Below are 15,180 nucleotides of genomic sequence, written 5' to 3' on the forward strand. Positions count from 1 at the left end.
GCGGGTCACGCGCCGCTGCTGCCGGGCAGAGGCGGCGGCTCCGCCGGAGGCTTCGGGAGACGGCGGACGAGGAAGGCGATGGCTTCTATCGCAACGAGGGCGACCAGGACCAGGATCGCCGCGACGACAAAGGTCGGTTCCATCATCAGGACGGAGAGACCGTTGAGCAGAATGAGCACGATTGGCAGCCCGACGAGAACGATTGCCCCGGACGAAAGCAGGCGGACGAGCCGGCCGCGACGGCCGTATAGATGGCGCAGTCTGGTCAGCTTGTCCCGTGCGGGAGAAAGCCGGTTGCAGAGACGCGACGTCAAGGCTGTAAAGCGTTCGCCTTGGGCGATCGCGCGTCCCGCCTTGACCGTTAAGCTGCGCGACGCCAACACGACGGCCAGAAAAAGGATCGGCAGGCTCCAGGGGTCGATCAGTGTGCGAGCGACGGCCCCGGCAAGGCGGCCGCGCAGGGCGGGCTTGACCAGGTAGACATGGACATTCCAGGGCTCGGCTCCAAGGCGCTCGGCCTCCTGTAACGCAAAGTTCTGGCGTGGAAAGCCAACGCGCAGCCGAAGCGTCTCCGTTGCGCCTTGCTCCTCACGCGACTGCGCGCGCGGGAATGTATCGGCGATACAGCCGCGCGGGGCCGTGATGGTCATCATGCTGCTTGCGCCGGGGTCCAGAGGCCGCGCCTGGAAGTGGACGGTCGGGAGCTTGATGTCGAAACCTTGCATCGGATTCTGCTCCGTGAACGTCTTCATGCGTGCGGTTGGCTCGCATCTTCTGGTCACCTTCGTGATGCCTGCCGCAGTAGTGTCTACCGACGTCTGGCAGGGGATTCTCGGATCTCCGTCATAACTGCCGTCAAACCAGCGCTTGAGTTTTTCGGCGAAGGGCCCATCGACGAATTGCGCGACCCGGCCGCGCGCCTCGGGAGAGATTTGCATGGTGTGGACGTGCGAACGCACGCCGTTGCAGGCCGGCAAGTCGACCTGACCATCATACTGAAAGTAGACGGCACCATTGCTGAAAGTGACCCACATCGAGGCATTCATTGCACGCACTTGCTTAGCGCGTTCGGGGCCGAGCAGAGGCGCGTTCGGCAGCCGCCGCTCCAGCGCAGACGTCGCAAAGCTCGCCGCCGCAGCGATCGCAATAGTGCCGCAGATCCAGGTGAGCAGCGCGGCCGAAAGACCGCGTCGCGACCATCGGGCGGCTGCGTATGGAATGAGCGAGCAGACGGCGCTGCCTCCGGCGAGGACGCCGAGCGGTACCGCGGCAGCCGCATCGCCCAGCGGGGAGCTGGAGATACCCCACGATGTCCCCACGACCAACAGGATGAGTGCGAGCAGCGTGAGCGGCGCGATCAGCATGGTTGCAAGCAGAAAGTGATAGCGCGGCGTCGCGAGCACAATCCCGAGCAGTGCGGCCGCTACGATGGCAATCGCGGAGTTGCCGCTCAGAACGGCGGCGATGATGGCGAATGCCAACACCGGGACCGAGAGCCACCAAAGACGATCTACAAAATATCTCATCGCAATGCGCATCCCTGGAATCGGGACTGGCAATCTGCCGGAGCAATCACTGACGGGGAATTCCCAAAGTAGCTTCGCGATTTAAGTTGAGAAGGCTACCATCAATAATTGTTTACTACAACCAGAGGATGAGATTCAGGGCGGTTTGCTGCGGTGCGCCATCGTTGTCGATGGAGATCAATTCGCCGACATTTTTGCGCGATGGATCGTCTCGCGCACGCCGGTCCACGCCGGCTTGTCGGGCGCAAACTGCTTGCGCAGGAAGGTGACGAGCTCCTCGACCTGCGCGTCGCTCATGCTGTTCTTGAACGCGGGCATGTAGCCGAGATCGCTCGACACGGGATCGGCGATGCCGTGCAGGATCACCTGCACGAGATTGTCCGATGTCGCGCTGTGAATGTTGCTGTTGAGTGCGAGCGAGGGACGGCTGCCGAACAGCGGCAGGCCGCCGACTTCGTGGCAGACGGCGCAGGCGCCCTGATAGAGCCGTGCGCCGGTGGACGAGGCGACGGTGACTTGCGTCGCGCTTTCGAGTTTTGCGGCGAGCGCGGGTGCATCGGCGGCGGAGTCGTTGAAGGAATTGAGATAGACCGCCATCGCGCGGATGTCCTGGTCGGGCAGCGCCTTGAGATCCCTGACGACAGGCGCCATCGGGCCGGCGGCGACGCCGTGATAGCGCGAATGGCCGGTGCGCAAATAGGCGTAGAGCTCGTCCTCGTTCCACGGGATCGGCGCGTGCGAGAGCGAGGTCAATGGCGGCGCTTCCCAGCCCTCGGCAAAGCCGCCGGCGAGATAGGCCTTGCGCTGCTCGGCGCCGAGCGCGTTGCGCGGTGAATGGCAGCCGCTGCAATGGCCGAGACCTTCGACGAGATAGGCGCCGCGATTCCAGGCTTCCGACTTCGCGGGATCCGGCTTGAACGCCTTCGTGTCGTGGAACAGCGCATTCCAGCCTGCCAGAAGAGGACGCAGATTGAACGGGAATGCGAGGTCGTTCGCCGGCGCCGTCGCGCGCACAGAAGGTTGCGCCATCAGATAGGCATAGAGCGCCTGCATGTCGGCATCATCAGTCTTCGCAAAGTGCGTGTAGGGGAAGGCGGGATAGAGCTGCCGTCCGTCCCGGTGCAAGCCGTCGCGCATCGCGCGCTCGAAAGCGGGGTAGGACCAGGCGCCGATGCCGGTCTCGACGTCGGGCGTGATGTTGGTTGAGTAGATCGTGCCGAATGGCGTTTCCAGCGCGCGGCCGCCGGCGTTGAGTACGCCGCCAATGTTGGTGTGGCACTCCGCGCAATTGCCGAGCGCGGCAAGCTGCTGGCCGCGGGCAATCGTTGCTGCGGAATAGACCGATGCATCGGGACGCGCGATCGGCGCGATGGCGCGCCCCGGGAGCAGCGCTGCGCCGACGCCGATCGCGGCGGTGCAGACGGCTGCGATCGTCGCAAAGACGCCGGCGCGCTTGGCGAACGGATTCGCCCAGATGCGGGACGGCGGCGGTGGAGCAGGCGCGGGCAGCGCCTGCGGGACCGGCGATGTTTCACCGTGCAGGCCTTTCAGGATCCGCTCGGGCGTAAACGGCGGCTCGCGAAAACGCACGCCGGTGGCATCGAAAATCGCATTCGCAATCGCCGCCGCGCTCGGCACCGAGGCGGACTCGCCGACGCCGAGCGGCGGCTGGTCCTGCCGCGGCAGCATCAAGACGTCGATCTTGGGCACGTCGGGGAAGGGGATGATCGGATAGGCACCCCATTCGCGTGCGGCGACTGCGCCGCGCTCGAACGAGACCTCCTCCATCAGTGCACGGCTGGTGGACTGGATGACGTTGCCGTGGATCTGGTGGCGCACCCCGTCCGGATTGATCATCAGGCCGGAGTCCTGGCCCGCGACGACGCGCGTGACGCTGACATCGCCGGTGGCCTTGTTCACCGCGACGTCAGTGACCCAGGCCGACCACGCCGCGCCGTAGCCCGGAAACTTGCTGTGGACATAGAGCGCATAGGCAAAGCCGCGGCCGTGAACGACTTCGCCGTCCTTCTCCTCGCGGACCGGCCGCGGTACCCAGCCCGCACGCTCGGCGACCGCGTTGACGAGATCGACGGCGCGCCGGTCCTTCAGATAGCGCAGGCGGTATTCGATCGGGTCGACGCCGGCTTCGGTCGCGGCCTCGTCGATATAGGATTCATGCGCAAAAGTGTTCGGCAACGCCGAGACGCCGCGGAACCAGGAGGCGCGCACGATCGGCGCCATGTCGTGGGCGACGACGCGCATGTTGTCGTAGTCGTAGGGCGGAATCGCGGTGCGGTCGCCCATCTGGAGCACGGCAGGATTGGGCGCAATGCGGCCGGTGAGGAGCAGCGCCAGCGTCGGCGCGGCGTTCGAGGGATAGCGCGTGGCGAGATCGTAGGCGGCAATGCCGCCATCGGCATCGAGCCCGCCATTGACGTCGATGAGCTGCGCGGTGCCCTTGGGCTCCCAGGCGTGCTCCTGTTCGCGCGTGAGTTGCACGCGCACGGGGCGGCCGACCGCACGCGACAGCAGCAGGGCGTCGGCAGTGACATCGTCGGCGCAGTTGCGGCCGTAGCAGCCGGCGGCCTCGAGCCGGATGACTTCCACCTCGCTCTCGGGACGCTCCACGAGCAGCGCGAGGTCGCTGCGCAGCACGTGCGGGTTCTGCGTGCCCGACCAGACGCGGATGTTGCCGTCCTGGAAGTCGGCTACCGCACAGGACGGGCCGATCGAGGCATGCATCTGATACGGCCACACGTAAGTGCGCTGCATCGGCTTGGCAGCACCCGAGATCGCCGCGTCGACGTCGCCCTTGTCGATCAGCGTACGCGGGGTCGACGGATTGGCGCGCAGCGCTGTCTCGACATCGGAAAGGTCGGTCAGATCAGGCGTCGGCTTCCAACTCACCTTGAGCTGTTCCGCCGCTCGGATCGCATTCTCCTCGCGCTCGGCGACGACGCCGACGAAATCGCCGATGCGCACCACGGCCTTGATGCCGGGAATGTCGCGCACGGAGGAGTCATCGACTGAAATCAGGCTGGTGCCCACGAAGGGGCCGGCATCGACGCCGGAATAGGGCGGTCGCACCACGCGGCCGTGCAGCATGCCTGGTACGCGGATGTCATGGACGAAGGTCAATTCGCCCGTGGCCTTGGCCGGCAGGTCGATGCGCGGCATCGACTGGCCGACGATGGCGTAGTCGCCGACCGCTTTGACGGTGACGTCGTCGGCGAGCTCGAGCCGGATGTCTTCGCCGCCGATCAGCTCGCCATAGCTGACGCTGCGGTTGTCGTGCCCGCGCACGAGGCCGTCCTCGATCTTGAGGTCGGCCGCCGGCAACTCCAGCCGCTCCGCGGCGCGCGCAATCAGGAACTGCCGCGCCTGCGCCGCGGCCTTGCGCAAGGGGACGGCTGTGATCTGGATGGTTTCGCTGGCGATGGTCGCGCCCTGGTTCGGCACCAGGGCGGTATCGCCGAGCACGATCACGACGCGCGCAAACGACACGTCGAGCTCCTCGGCGACGATCTGGCCGAGGGCGGTACGGATGCCGGTGCCGAGATCGACGTGGCCGTTATAGGCGGTGACCGAGCCGTCCGCGGTGATGCGGATGAAGGTCTCCGATGTGACCTCGTCCACGGTGCGGGCGACAATGAGCGAACCGGACGGCCGCTCAGCTCCATTCGAAACAGGGGAGGCCATCAGTCCGCGGCCTCGGCGAGCTGGCCCGACGCGCGCATCACGGCGCGCAGGATTTCGACATGCGTGCCGCAACGGCAAAGATTGTAGCGCAGCGCCGACAGTGCCTCCTGTTCGGTCGGCTGCGGGTTGATCGCAAGCAGCGCCTTGGTGGTCATGATCATGCCGTTGAGACAGTAGCCGCATTGCGCGGCTTGTTCGTCGATGAAGGCCTGCTGCACCACATCGGGTTTGTCGCGCGTGCCGAGCCCTTCGAGCGTCACGATGTCGCGGCCGGCGCAACCGCCAACCGGAATCACGCAGGAGCGCGCCGCGGCGCCGTCGATCAGGACAGTACAGGTGCCGCATTCGCCAAGACCGCAGCCGTATTTCGGGCCGTTGAGCGCGAGGTCGTTGCGCAGCACGTAGAGCAGCGGTGTCTGCTGCTCTGCCGTGACCTCGTGGATCCTGCCGTTCACGGTGAAGCGGATCGGTGTTTGCGTCATCCCTCGTCCCAGGCCCGTATGAAATTCGCCATCGCGACGATACCGTTTGTACACAAACGTGCAAGCCGCGCATGCCGCACTGCAGCGCGACTGCCTTGTTTGTGGACAGCGCGGATAGGCAAATGAGGTTTTATGCGGCAGCTGTATCTTTTGCACTGCACCGCCGCTTGACAGTCCCGGGGCACAGCGCGCAACATCGTTCGTATACGAATGATAACGCAAGTCCGCTGGCTCCGACATGACGACTGAAACCACGAACGCCGTCATCGACAAGATCCGCTGCGATGCTTGTCCGGTGATGTGCTACATCAAGCCGGGCGCGGCGGGGGCCTGCGATCGCTACGCCAATCACGACGGCAAGCTCGTCCGCGTCGATCCGCACGTGATCCTGGAGCGCACGGTCTCCCATGGCGGCAAGCTCGTTCCGTTCAGCCGGACCGAAGACTGGGACGGCAAGATCGTCCACGAGCCCTCGACTTTCGTGACCGCGATCGGTGCAGGCACCACCTATCCCGATTACAAGCCGGCGCCGTTCATCGTCTCTGCGGAGGTCGACGGCGTCGACATGGTGACCGTGGTCACCGAGGGAATCTTCTCTTACTGCGGCATCAAGGTGAAGATCGACACCGACCGCTATCTCGGCCCTGAGACGGCGACCGTCCGTGCGCAGGGCGAAGCCGTCGGTCACGTCACGACCAGCGAGTACGGCTCGCAGATGCTGTCGCTCGGCGGCGTGCATCACCTGACCGGCGGCTCCAAGAAGGAGGGCCGCGTCACCTGCGACACGCTGATGGACCTCGCCAATTGCAAGGCGGTGGAGCTCACCATCGATGGCGGCGCGAGCGTCGTGGTGCAGGCCGGTCAGCCTCCGATCGTCAACGGCGTCAGGGAAGAGCGCATGCGCGTCGGCTGCGGCTCGGCGACGATCGGCATGTTCGCCAAGCAGTGGCATGGCAAGGTGGATGAAGTCGTCGTCGTCGACGACCACATCACCGGCGTGCTTTCGGAGCATCAGGCCGGCAAGCTGCTCGACATCGCCGACACCGGCATCAAGATGAAGGGGCGCCGCTCGACGCCCGGCCGCTATTTCCAGGTCGCCGATCCCGGCACGGGCTGGGGCGGCACCGACATCTCCGATCCGCTGGCGATTCTCGGCCCCTTCGACAAGAAGGAAGCCAGGGCCGGGCTGACCATGCTGATGGTCTCCACCACCGGTGAGCATTCATCCTACTACGTGCTCGATGAGGCCCTGAAGCCGGTCGAGACCGAGATGCCGGCCGACCTGAAATTCTCGGTCGAGCGCATCCAGGAAAATTGCGAGCCGGCGCTGTGCACGGTGCTGTTCATGGCGGGTGCCGGCGGTTCCTTGCGCGCGGGCGTCACCGACAATCCGGTGCGGCTGACGCGCTCGGTGAAGGACGCGCTGACGCGCGTCACCAGCGGCGGCGCGCCAGTCTATGTCTGGCCCGGCGGCGGCATCACCTACATGGTCGACGTCACGCAGATGCCGGCGGGGGCGTTCGGTTATGTGCCGACACCGGCGCTAGTCGCGCCGATCGAGTTCACGATGAAGCTGTCCGACTATGCCGCGCTGGGCGGGCATATGGATTACGTCAAGCCGCTCTCCGAAGTGCAGAGCGGTGAGGATATCAGGCAGTTGCCCTGGCAGAATCCGATCCCGGGACCTCGGGCATGACGAGGCTCCCGCAAATCGCATTGCTGTCTGATGGCCGGCGGCTGCATTTGCAGGATGGACCGATCGATCTGATCCTCGAGGCGAGGGGCCCCGGGGGCTCGGTGCATGCGGCTTACGAAGCTGCGGCGCAGCGGTTCACGGGGCTGCTCGACGAACTCTGCGCGGAACTGCCGGAGCTGCGCGCCGCCGCTCAGGAGCGGACCTCGCTGACGGGCGTTGTGGCGCGCCGGATGCACGCCGCGGTCGCGCCTTTTGCCGCGGATGGCTTCATCACGCCGATGGCCGCGGTCGCCGGCAGCGTGGCGGAGGAGATTCTCGGTGCCATGCTGGGCGCCGCGGGCCTCGATCAAGCCTATGTCAACAACGGCGGCGACATCGCCCTCCATCTGGGTACAGGCGAGCATTTTTCGATTGGCCTGATGGATCGTCCCGATCGTGATGGCGTGATGCGCGCCATGAGGATCGATGCGGATGACCCGGTACGGGGCGTCGCGACCAGCGGGCGTCACGGCCGCAGCTTTTCGCTCGGTATCGCCGATGCCGTGACGGTGCTGGCCACGACGGCGTCGCAGGCCGATGCGGCTGCGACCGTCATCGCCAACGCCGTCGATCTGCCCGGGCATCCCGCCATCATCAGACGGCCGGCTTGCGAGCTTCAGCCCGACAGCGATCTCGGCGCGCGTCTTGTCACCCGGCATGTCGGTGAATTGTCACGGAATGAGATCGGGGCCGCCCTCGAATCTGGCGCGGAATGTGCACGTCGATTGTTCGATCGCGGATTGATCGAGGGTGCCGTGGTGCGGCTTTGTGGTGATATGCTTGTCATCGGAGCAAAGGATATAGAAGAGCAACGCGCGCGCCCGGTTGTGCTGGAGAGCGCGGTTGCCTGAACAGGGAAGCGAAACATGAGCGCGATCATCCGCAAGATCGTCACCGTCGTCGAAGAGACCCAGATGGAGATGGGCCGGCAGGTCTCGCCGCCGACCCGTCGCGCCGCGGCGATCGCCGTCATCGAAAATCCCTTTGCCGGAAAATACGTCGAGGACCTGTCGCCGCTGATCACGATCGGCGAGGAGCTCGGCGAGCTCCTGTCGAAGCGTGCGGTGGCCGCGCTCGGCATCGATGGCGCCAAGGCGCAGAGCTATGGCAAGGCCGCAGCCGTCGGCGAGAACGGCGAGCTGGAACATGCCGCCGCGATTCTCCATCCGAAAATGGGCGCGCCGGTACGCAAGGTCCTGAGCAAGGGCGCGGCGCTGATCCCGTCGTCGAAGAAGCGCAGCGGGCCGGGCACGACGCTCGACATTCCGCTGGGGCACAAGGACGCCGCCTTCGTGCGCAGCCATTTCGACGGAATGGAGGTGCAGATCAACGACGCGCCGCGCGCCAACGAGATCATGGTCGCGGTCGCCGTCACCGACAGTGGCCGGCCGCTGCCGCGCGTCGGCGGGCTGACGGTTGCGGAGATCAAGGGCGAAGACGGTCTGAGATAGGGTTTGAACCGGGGAGGCGGACACGGCTTCCCCGACAAGACACGCTGAAGACGTAGAGTTCAAAACTGGAGGTTGGGATGCGAGCGAGAAACTATTTTGTGGGCGCGGCCTTCGCGCTTCTGGCGGGCGGCATGGCTCAGTCGGCCCTGGCGCAGGACATCAAGATCGGCGAGATCAACAGCTACTCGCTGCTGCCGGCCTTCACCGAGCCCTATCGCAAGGGTTGGCAGCTCGCGGTCGAGGAAGTCAATGCGGCCGGCGGCATCAACGGCAAGAAGCTCGTCGTCATCTCCAAGGACGACGGCGGCAAGCCGGCCGATGCGCAGACCGCGGCCAACGAGCTCGTCTCGAGCGAGGGCGTGGCGATGCTCGCGGGCACGTTCCTGTCCAACATCGGTCTTGCCGTCAGCGACTTCGCCAACCAGAAGAAAGTGTTCTTCCTCGCGGCCGAGCCGCTGACGGACGCCATCACCTGGTCGAAGGGCAACAAGTACACCTTCCGCCTGCGCCCCTCGAACTACATGCAGGCCGCGATGCTGGTCGAGGCTGCCGCCAAGTTGCCCGCCAAGCGCTGGGCGACGATCGCGCCGAACTATGAATACGGCCAGTCGGCGGTCGCGGTGTTCAAGAAGCTGATGTCCGAGAAGCGCCCCGATATCCAGTGGGTCGACGAGCAGTGGCCGCCGCAGGGCAAGATCGATGCGGGCCCGGTGGTGCAGGCGGTTGCCGCCGCCAACCCCGAGGCGATCCTCAACGTCACCTTCGGCGCCGATCTCGTCAAGCTCGTGCGCGAGGGCAACACCCGCGGCCTGTTCAAGGGACGCGAGGTCGTCTCGTTCCTGACCGGCGAGCCGGAATATCTCGACCCGCTCAAGGACGAGACGCCGGAGGGTTGGATCGTCACCGGTTATCCCTGGTACTCGATCAAGACCCCCGAGCATGACGCGTTCCTGAAGGCCTACCAGGCCAAGTACAACGACTATCCGCGCCTCGGCTCCATCGTCGGCTACCAGACCATCAAGTCGGCGGCGGCGATCCTTGCCAAAGCCGGCTCGAGCGATCCGGAGAAGCTGATCGCTGCGGCGGAAGGCCTTTCCGTGCCGTCTCCATTCGGTGAGATCACCTTCCGCAAGATCGACCACCAATCGACGCTTGGCGCTTATGTCGGCAAGACCGCGCTGAAGGACGGCAAGGGCGTGATGGTGGATTCGTCCTACAAGAAGGGCTCGGACTACCTTCCTGGCGACGCCGAAGTCGAGAAGCTGCGGCCGAAGGATTGATCTCCGCTGCCGTAGGGTGGGTTAGCCCTGCGGATGCGCAACGCGCATCTGCGGGGCGTAACCCACCACCCGCGGCGCCACACGAGAATTGGTGGGTTACGCCGGGCGAACTGAGCTCCGCGCAGTCGCTGGGCTAACCCACCCTAGGATTTCAACCAACCCGGACCGCCGATGGCCTTTTACGTCGTACAGTTTCTGACCGGTCTCGCCAGCGCGGCGTCGCTGTTCCTGGTGGCCTCGGGCCTGTCGATCATCTTCGGCGTGACGCGGATCGTGAATTTCGCGCACGGCGCCTTCTACATGATCGGCGCCTACATCGCCTTCACCTTGACCGAGCGGCTGTCGGGAGCCTTCGGCTTCTGGGGCAGCATCGTGCTGGCTGCGCTCGCGGTGGCGCTGATCGGCGTGCTGGTCGAGATGGTGCTTCTGCGCCGGATCTATCACGCACCCGAGCTGTTCCAGCTGCTCGCGACCTTCGGCCTGACCCTGATGGTCGAGGATCTCGTGGTGCTGATCTGGGGACCGGACGATCTCGTCGGCCGCCGTGCGCCGGGCTTCAAGGGCGCGGTGGATTTCTTCGGCCAGAACATCCCGAGCTATGATCTGTTCCTGATCGTGCTGGGGCCCGTCGTGCTCGGCGTTCTCTGGCTGCTGTTTCAGCGTACGCGCTGGGGCGTCCTGGTGCGGGCCGCAACGCAGGACCGCGACATGGTGGCTGCGCTCGGCGTCAATCAGAAATGGCTGTTCACTTCGGTGTTCGCGGTCGGCGTCTTCCTCGCCGCTCTCGGCGGCGCGCTGCAGATTCCGCGCGATGCCGTCCATCACGCCATGGACCTGCGCATCATCGTCGAGGTCTTCGTCGTCGTCGTGATCGGCGGCCTCGGCAGCATCGTCGGCGCCTTCGTCGCGGCGGTGCTGGTGTCCGAGCTCAACGCCTTCGGCATCCTGATCTTCCCGAAGATCTCCATCATCCTGGTCTTCCTGGTGATGGCGGTGGTGCTGATCGTGCGGCCCTGGGGACTGTTCGGCAAGCCGGAGGCGGCCGCGCGCAAGACGCCGGGCCTCACGGTCAATCCCTGGCGTCCGTTGACATCGAACGAGCGGCTGGCTTCGCTGGCGGCGCTCGTCGTCGCGGCGATGCTGCCGTTGTTCGCCGGCAACTACGCGCTGACGGTCGGCTCGGAGATCGCGATCTTCGTGATCTTCGCCGTCAGCCTGCACTTCCTGATGTCGGTCGGCGGGCTCGCGTCCTTTGGCCATGCCGCCTATTTCGGCCTCGGCGCCTACGGCGTCGCCTTCCTTGCCAAGATGGCGGGGCTGCCGATGATCGTCTGCCTGCTGCTCGGGCCGCTGCTCGGCTGCATGGGCGCGGCCGTGTTCGGCTTCTTCGCCGTGCAGCTCTCCGGTGTCTATTTCGCGATGCTGACGCTGGCCTTCGCGCAGATCGTCTGGTCGATTGCGTTCCAATGGGTGAGCGTCACCGGCGGTGACAACGGCATATTGGGCGTCTGGCCTTCGAGCTGGGCGGCGAGCCCGTCGCACTTCTATTGGCTGGCGCTCGGCGTCGCAGCGCTGGTGACCATCGCGCTGCGGGCCATGGTGTTCTCGCCTTTCGGCTACGCGCTTCGCTCCACGCGTGACTCGCTGCTGCGCTCGGAAGCGATCGGCATCAACGCCAAACGCATCCAGTGGACGGCCTTCGTGATCGCAGGTACGACCGCCGGCATTGGCGGCGCCCTGTTCGCGTATCTGAAGGGCAGCGTCTTCCCCGACAATCTCGGCATCTCGCTCTCCGTCGATGCGCTGGTCATGGTGCTGCTCGGCGGCGTCGAGACGGTGTCGGGCGCGGTGATCGGCGCCATCGTCTACAAGGCGCTGAACATCTGGCTGGTCAGCCAGACCGATCTGTCGAAGCTCGTGCTCGGCGGCTTCATCGTGCTGATCGTCGTCGTCTTCCCCAAGGGCATCGTCGGAATGCTGGAGATGCTGGCGCAGCGCCGCAGGAAGTCGTCGCCGCCGGGATCCCCGTTGCTTGCCAAGCCGATCGAGTCCGCCGAATGAGCGTTGCACCCCCACTTCTTGCGGTCGAAGGTCTGACCAAATCCTATGGCGGCATCCACGCCGTGCGCGGCGTGTCGTTCTCACTGCGCGCCGGTGAGATCCTCGCACTGATCGGTCCGAACGGCGCGGGCAAGAGCACCTGCTTCGACATGCTCAACGGCCAGAACAAGCCCGATACCGGCCACGTTCGCCTGCTCGGCGAAGAGATCACCGGCAGGAAGCCGCGCGAGGTCTGGCGGCTCGGCGTCGGGCGCACCTTTCAGATCACTGCGACCTTCGCCACCATGACCGTGCGCGAGAACGTGCAGGTTGCGCTGATCTCGCATGGCAAGCAGCTGTTCAACCCGTTCGGCTCGGCGCCGAAGTTCGACCGCGGCGAGGCCGGCCGTCTGCTGGAGCTGGTCGGCATGGGCGGCTACGCGGATCGTCCCTGCGGCGAGCTTGCCTATGGCGACCTCAAGCGGCTCGAGCTTGCAGTCGCGCTCGCCAACCGGCCAAAGCTGCTGCTGATGGACGAGCCGACCGCCGGCATGGCGCCGCGCGAGCGCGTCGACCTGATGCGGCTCACGGCGCAGATCGCGCGGGAGAAGTCGATCGGCGTGCTCTTCACCGAGCACGACATGGACGTGGTGTTCGAGCATGCCGACCGCATCCTCGTGCTCAATCGCGGCACGCTGATCGCCGAGGGCTCGCCGGCCGAGGTGCGCGGCAATCCGCAGGTTCAGGCGGTCTATCTCGGCGAGGGCCTCGTCTATGATGCCCGCCATCGCGAGGGAGCCTCGGCATGAAACTGACGGTCGAGGGGCTCAACAGCCATTACGGCCCGGCCCACATCCTGTTCGATATCGGATTTGAGGTCGGCCAGGGCGAGGTGGTGGCGCTGCTCGGCCGTAACGGCGCCGGCAAGTCCACCACCTTCCGCTCGATCGTCGGGCTCGTCGCCCAGCGAACCGGCCGCATCATGTTCGAGGGCAAGGACGTCTCGGCCAAGCCGACGCACGAGATCGTGCGCGAGGGACTCGGCTATGTGCCGGAGGAGCGGCGCATCTTCACCGACCTGACCGTCGAGGAAAATCTCGAAGTCGGCAAGCAGCCGAAACGGCCGAACGCGCCATACTGGACCCGTGAGAAGCTGTTTGCGCTGTTTCCCAATCTCGGCGAGATGAAGAATCGTCCCGGCGGTCGCATGAGCGGCGGCGAGCAGCAGATGCTCACCATCGCGCGCACGCTGATGGGCAATCCGTCGCTGGTGCTGCTCGACGAGCCGTCGGAAGGTCTATCGCCGAAGATCGTGGAGCAGATGGTCGATGCCATCCTGACCATGAAGAAGGAGGGCGTCAGCATCGTCGTCTCCGAGCAGAACCTGCATTTTGCGCGGCTGATCTCCGATCGCGCCTACATCATCGAGCGTGGCCGCATCTGCTTCGGCGGCACCATGGCCGAGCTCGACGCGCGTCCGGACATCCGCGACGCGCATCTGTCGTTGTGAGGACAAAGGGAAGGGCTGCGAGCGGATGGCGAGAAGCGTCACGGCGAAGAAGAGCATCAAACCGGCGAAGCCGCCTTACGTGCTCGACGAGCAGGTCGGCTTCATCCTGCGTCAGGTCTGGCAGCGCCACAGCTCGATCTTCTCCCGCGACATCGGCACCAATCTGACGCCGACGCAATGGGCTGCGCTGTCGAAGCTCGCCGAGACAGGTGCATGTTCGCAAAACCAGCTTGGCCGTCTCACGGCAATGGACGTCGCAACCATCAAGGGCGTGATCGACCGCCTGACTGCGCGCGGCCTCACCGAGACCAGCCAGGATCCCGAGGACGGACGGCGGCTTCTGGTGAGCCTCACGCGGGCCGGTCAACAGCTCGCGGAAAAGCTCGCCCCGAATGCACTCGCCATCACGCGCGAGACGCTGGCCCCTCTCGACGCGAAAGAGCGCGAGCTGCTGATGGCGCTGCTGAACAAGCTGCGGTGACGGTGCCTTCGAAGGCGGTGCCGTAAGGTGGGCAAAGCGGAGCGTGCCCACCTTCTTTTTCAGTCAGAAAGAGATCGTGGGCACGGCGCTTCGCGCCTTTGCCCACCCTACAACAGTTGAACATGGTGTGCCGACCGGCGACTGACCTCGAGGAAGACGATCTCGTCGGCTGGCCGTGCGCTGGACCTTTATGCGTTGTGAGATCGGAAAATCGCTAGTTTCAAGGCTCACGATTGGCCCGGCCATTTGGCGCGGTAGCGGATTTCGCTGCCGTCGTCGATCCGCCGCCACGTTCCGAATTCCGGCGTATGCGGCGCCCGGGCCGTCAAGTCGATCGGATAGATCCGGCTTGGTTGGCCCTGGATGTCGACGGCGAGCTGCCGGTGCGAGGTTCGAAACGCCAGCTCGACTTCGCCGGCGATCACGGCCTGGTCGCCGTCGCGATGGAACGCGGCGGCGGTCACCTCGCCCGGCATGGTGTTGAGGTCGGTCTGCAATTCGATGGCGATGCCTTGCGCCGACGCCGGCACCTTCACGCCGGCCGGAAATCGGACCTCGAACACGAGCAGGGGATTGGCGCCATTCCGATTGAGCCAGGGCGTCGCAGTCGCATAGGCGTAGGCAATGTAGATGCCGATCCCGGCGACGCAGAGCAGGACGACGATTCCGAGCGACTTCAGGCTGTTGCGCGCGACGCTGCCATTGCCGGCCTCTTTGCCGGAGCGCGCCATCAGCCAGTTGGCAAGCACCGCCCCGCCGATCGCGCCGATGGGGGAGTAGACGAGCAATCCCATCAGACCCGCCGTGATCGGATCCGCCCGGTTGCCGAAATCGACCAGGGAAAGCAGCACGAAGCTCGCGACATAGCCCGCCACTGCGGCAGCAACGCCGATGGCTATCCGTGATGAGGTCTTCATGTCTTCCTCGATGGTCCAGCAATGAATTGCCGCCGCCGAGGGCTGCCTGCGTTAGACGC

General features: G+C 65.4%; 12 protein-coding genes. 8 read left to right on the top strand and 4 right to left on the bottom strand.

Translation table 11 applies throughout. From position 1 onward, the window contains the following. Positions 1-5: 5 nt before the first annotated feature. From CO669_RS17300 to CO669_RS17310, 3 genes are all read right to left on the bottom strand, one after another. Positions 6-1,538, bottom strand: coding sequence for a hypothetical protein (locus CO669_RS17300; protein ID WP_097661013.1), 1,533 nt, complete (start codon positions 1,536-1,538; stop codon positions 6-8). Positions 1,539-1,703: 165 nt separating this feature from the next. Further along, positions 1,704-5,225 (bottom strand): molybdopterin cofactor-binding domain-containing protein, encoded by a 3,522-nt coding sequence (locus tag CO669_RS17305; RefSeq protein WP_097661014.1) that lies wholly within the window; start codon positions 5,223-5,225, stop codon positions 1,704-1,706. Then, complete coding sequence (locus tag CO669_RS17310; protein WP_097661015.1) at positions 5,225-5,707, bottom strand: (2Fe-2S)-binding protein; 483 nt, start codon at positions 5,705-5,707, stop codon at positions 5,225-5,227. Before CO669_RS17310 ends, CO669_RS17305 begins: the two co-directional genes overlap by 1 nt. Positions 5,708-5,945: 238 nt before the next feature. Between CO669_RS17310 and CO669_RS17315 the strand changes: the two genes are divergently transcribed. The 8 genes from CO669_RS17315 (at position 5,946) to CO669_RS17350 (ending at position 14,204) form a co-directional block, all read left to right on the top strand. Next, a complete protein-coding gene (locus CO669_RS17315; protein ID WP_097661016.1) occupies positions 5,946-7,403 on the top strand; it encodes a 6-hydroxynicotinate reductase in 1,458 nt (485 codons plus the stop codon). Then, positions 7,400-8,293: a UPF0280 family protein gene (locus CO669_RS17320; RefSeq protein ID WP_097661017.1), complete on the top strand. Its 894-nt coding sequence runs from the start codon at positions 7,400-7,402 to the stop codon at positions 8,291-8,293. The genes CO669_RS17315 and CO669_RS17320 overlap by 4 nt, the downstream gene beginning before the upstream one ends. A gap of 15 nt (positions 8,294-8,308) precedes the next feature. Beyond that, positions 8,309-8,893 (top strand): amino acid synthesis family protein, encoded by a 585-nt coding sequence (locus tag CO669_RS17325; RefSeq protein ID WP_097661018.1) that lies wholly within the window; start codon positions 8,309-8,311, stop codon positions 8,891-8,893. A gap of 77 nt (positions 8,894-8,970) precedes the next feature. Further along, positions 8,971-10,173 carry an ABC transporter substrate-binding protein gene (locus CO669_RS17330; RefSeq protein WP_097661019.1) on the top strand — a complete coding sequence of 401 codons (1,203 nt, stop codon included), beginning with the start codon at positions 8,971-8,973 and terminating at the stop codon, positions 10,171-10,173. A gap of 171 nt (positions 10,174-10,344) precedes the next feature. Then, a complete protein-coding gene (locus tag CO669_RS17335) occupies positions 10,345-12,234 on the top strand; it encodes an ABC transporter permease (protein ID WP_097661020.1) in 1,890 nt (629 codons plus the stop codon). Further along, positions 12,231-13,022, top strand: coding sequence for an ABC transporter ATP-binding protein (locus CO669_RS17340; RefSeq protein WP_097661021.1), 792 nt, complete (start codon positions 12,231-12,233; stop codon positions 13,020-13,022). Before CO669_RS17335 ends, CO669_RS17340 begins: the two co-directional genes overlap by 4 nt. Next, entirely contained in the window at positions 13,019-13,723 is a 705-nt protein-coding gene (locus CO669_RS17345) for an ABC transporter ATP-binding protein (protein ID WP_097661023.1), read from the top strand. The genes CO669_RS17340 and CO669_RS17345 overlap by 4 nt, the downstream gene beginning before the upstream one ends. A gap of 25 nt (positions 13,724-13,748) precedes the next feature. Further along, positions 13,749-14,204 carry a MarR family winged helix-turn-helix transcriptional regulator gene (locus CO669_RS17350; RefSeq protein WP_097661025.1) on the top strand — a complete coding sequence of 152 codons (456 nt, stop codon included), beginning with the start codon at positions 13,749-13,751 and terminating at the stop codon, positions 14,202-14,204. 227 nt (positions 14,205-14,431) lie between these two features. Here the strand turns inward: CO669_RS17350 and CO669_RS17355 are convergent, their stop codons facing one another. Continuing rightward, positions 14,432-15,121 carry a hypothetical protein gene (locus CO669_RS17355; RefSeq protein WP_097661027.1) on the bottom strand — a complete coding sequence of 230 codons (690 nt, stop codon included), beginning with the start codon at positions 15,119-15,121 and terminating at the stop codon, positions 14,432-14,434. Between the last annotated feature and the right edge of the window lie 59 nt (positions 15,122-15,180).

The sequence above is a fragment of the Bradyrhizobium sp. Y36 genome (assembly GCF_002531575.1).
Classification (GTDB): Bacteria; Pseudomonadota; Alphaproteobacteria; order Rhizobiales; family Xanthobacteraceae; genus Bradyrhizobium.

Bases quoted from the DNA above. Each gene is read 5' to 3' on its own strand.
- CO669_RS17345 (WP_097661023.1), top strand. From the start codon at position 13,019: ATGAAACTGACGGTCGAGGGGCTCAACAGCCATTACGGCCCGGCCCAC.
- CO669_RS17350 (WP_097661025.1), top strand. From the start codon at position 13,749: ATGGCGAGAAGCGTCACGGCGAAGAAGAGCATCAAACCGGCGAAGCCG.
- CO669_RS17330 (WP_097661019.1), top strand. From the start codon at position 8,971: ATGCGAGCGAGAAACTATTTTGTGGGCGCGGCCTTCGCGCTTCTGGCG.
- CO669_RS17335 (WP_097661020.1), top strand. From the start codon at position 10,345: ATGGCCTTTTACGTCGTACAGTTTCTGACCGGTCTCGCCAGCGCGGCG.
- CO669_RS17305 (WP_097661014.1), bottom strand. From the start codon at position 5,225: ATGGCCTCCCCTGTTTCGAATGGAGCTGAGCGGCCGTCCGGTTCGCTC.
- CO669_RS17300 (WP_097661013.1), bottom strand. From the start codon at position 1,538: ATGCGCATTGCGATGAGATATTTTGTAGATCGTCTTTGGTGGCTCTCG.
- CO669_RS17325 (WP_097661018.1), top strand. From the start codon at position 8,309: ATGAGCGCGATCATCCGCAAGATCGTCACCGTCGTCGAAGAGACCCAG.
- CO669_RS17320 (WP_097661017.1), top strand. From the start codon at position 7,400: ATGACGAGGCTCCCGCAAATCGCATTGCTGTCTGATGGCCGGCGGCTG.
- CO669_RS17340 (WP_097661021.1), top strand. From the start codon at position 12,231: ATGAGCGTTGCACCCCCACTTCTTGCGGTCGAAGGTCTGACCAAATCC.
- CO669_RS17355 (WP_097661027.1), bottom strand. From the start codon at position 15,121: ATGAAGACCTCATCACGGATAGCCATCGGCGTTGCTGCCGCAGTGGCG.
- CO669_RS17310 (WP_097661015.1), bottom strand. From the start codon at position 5,707: ATGACGCAAACACCGATCCGCTTCACCGTGAACGGCAGGATCCACGAG.
- CO669_RS17315 (WP_097661016.1), top strand. From the start codon at position 5,946: ATGACGACTGAAACCACGAACGCCGTCATCGACAAGATCCGCTGCGAT.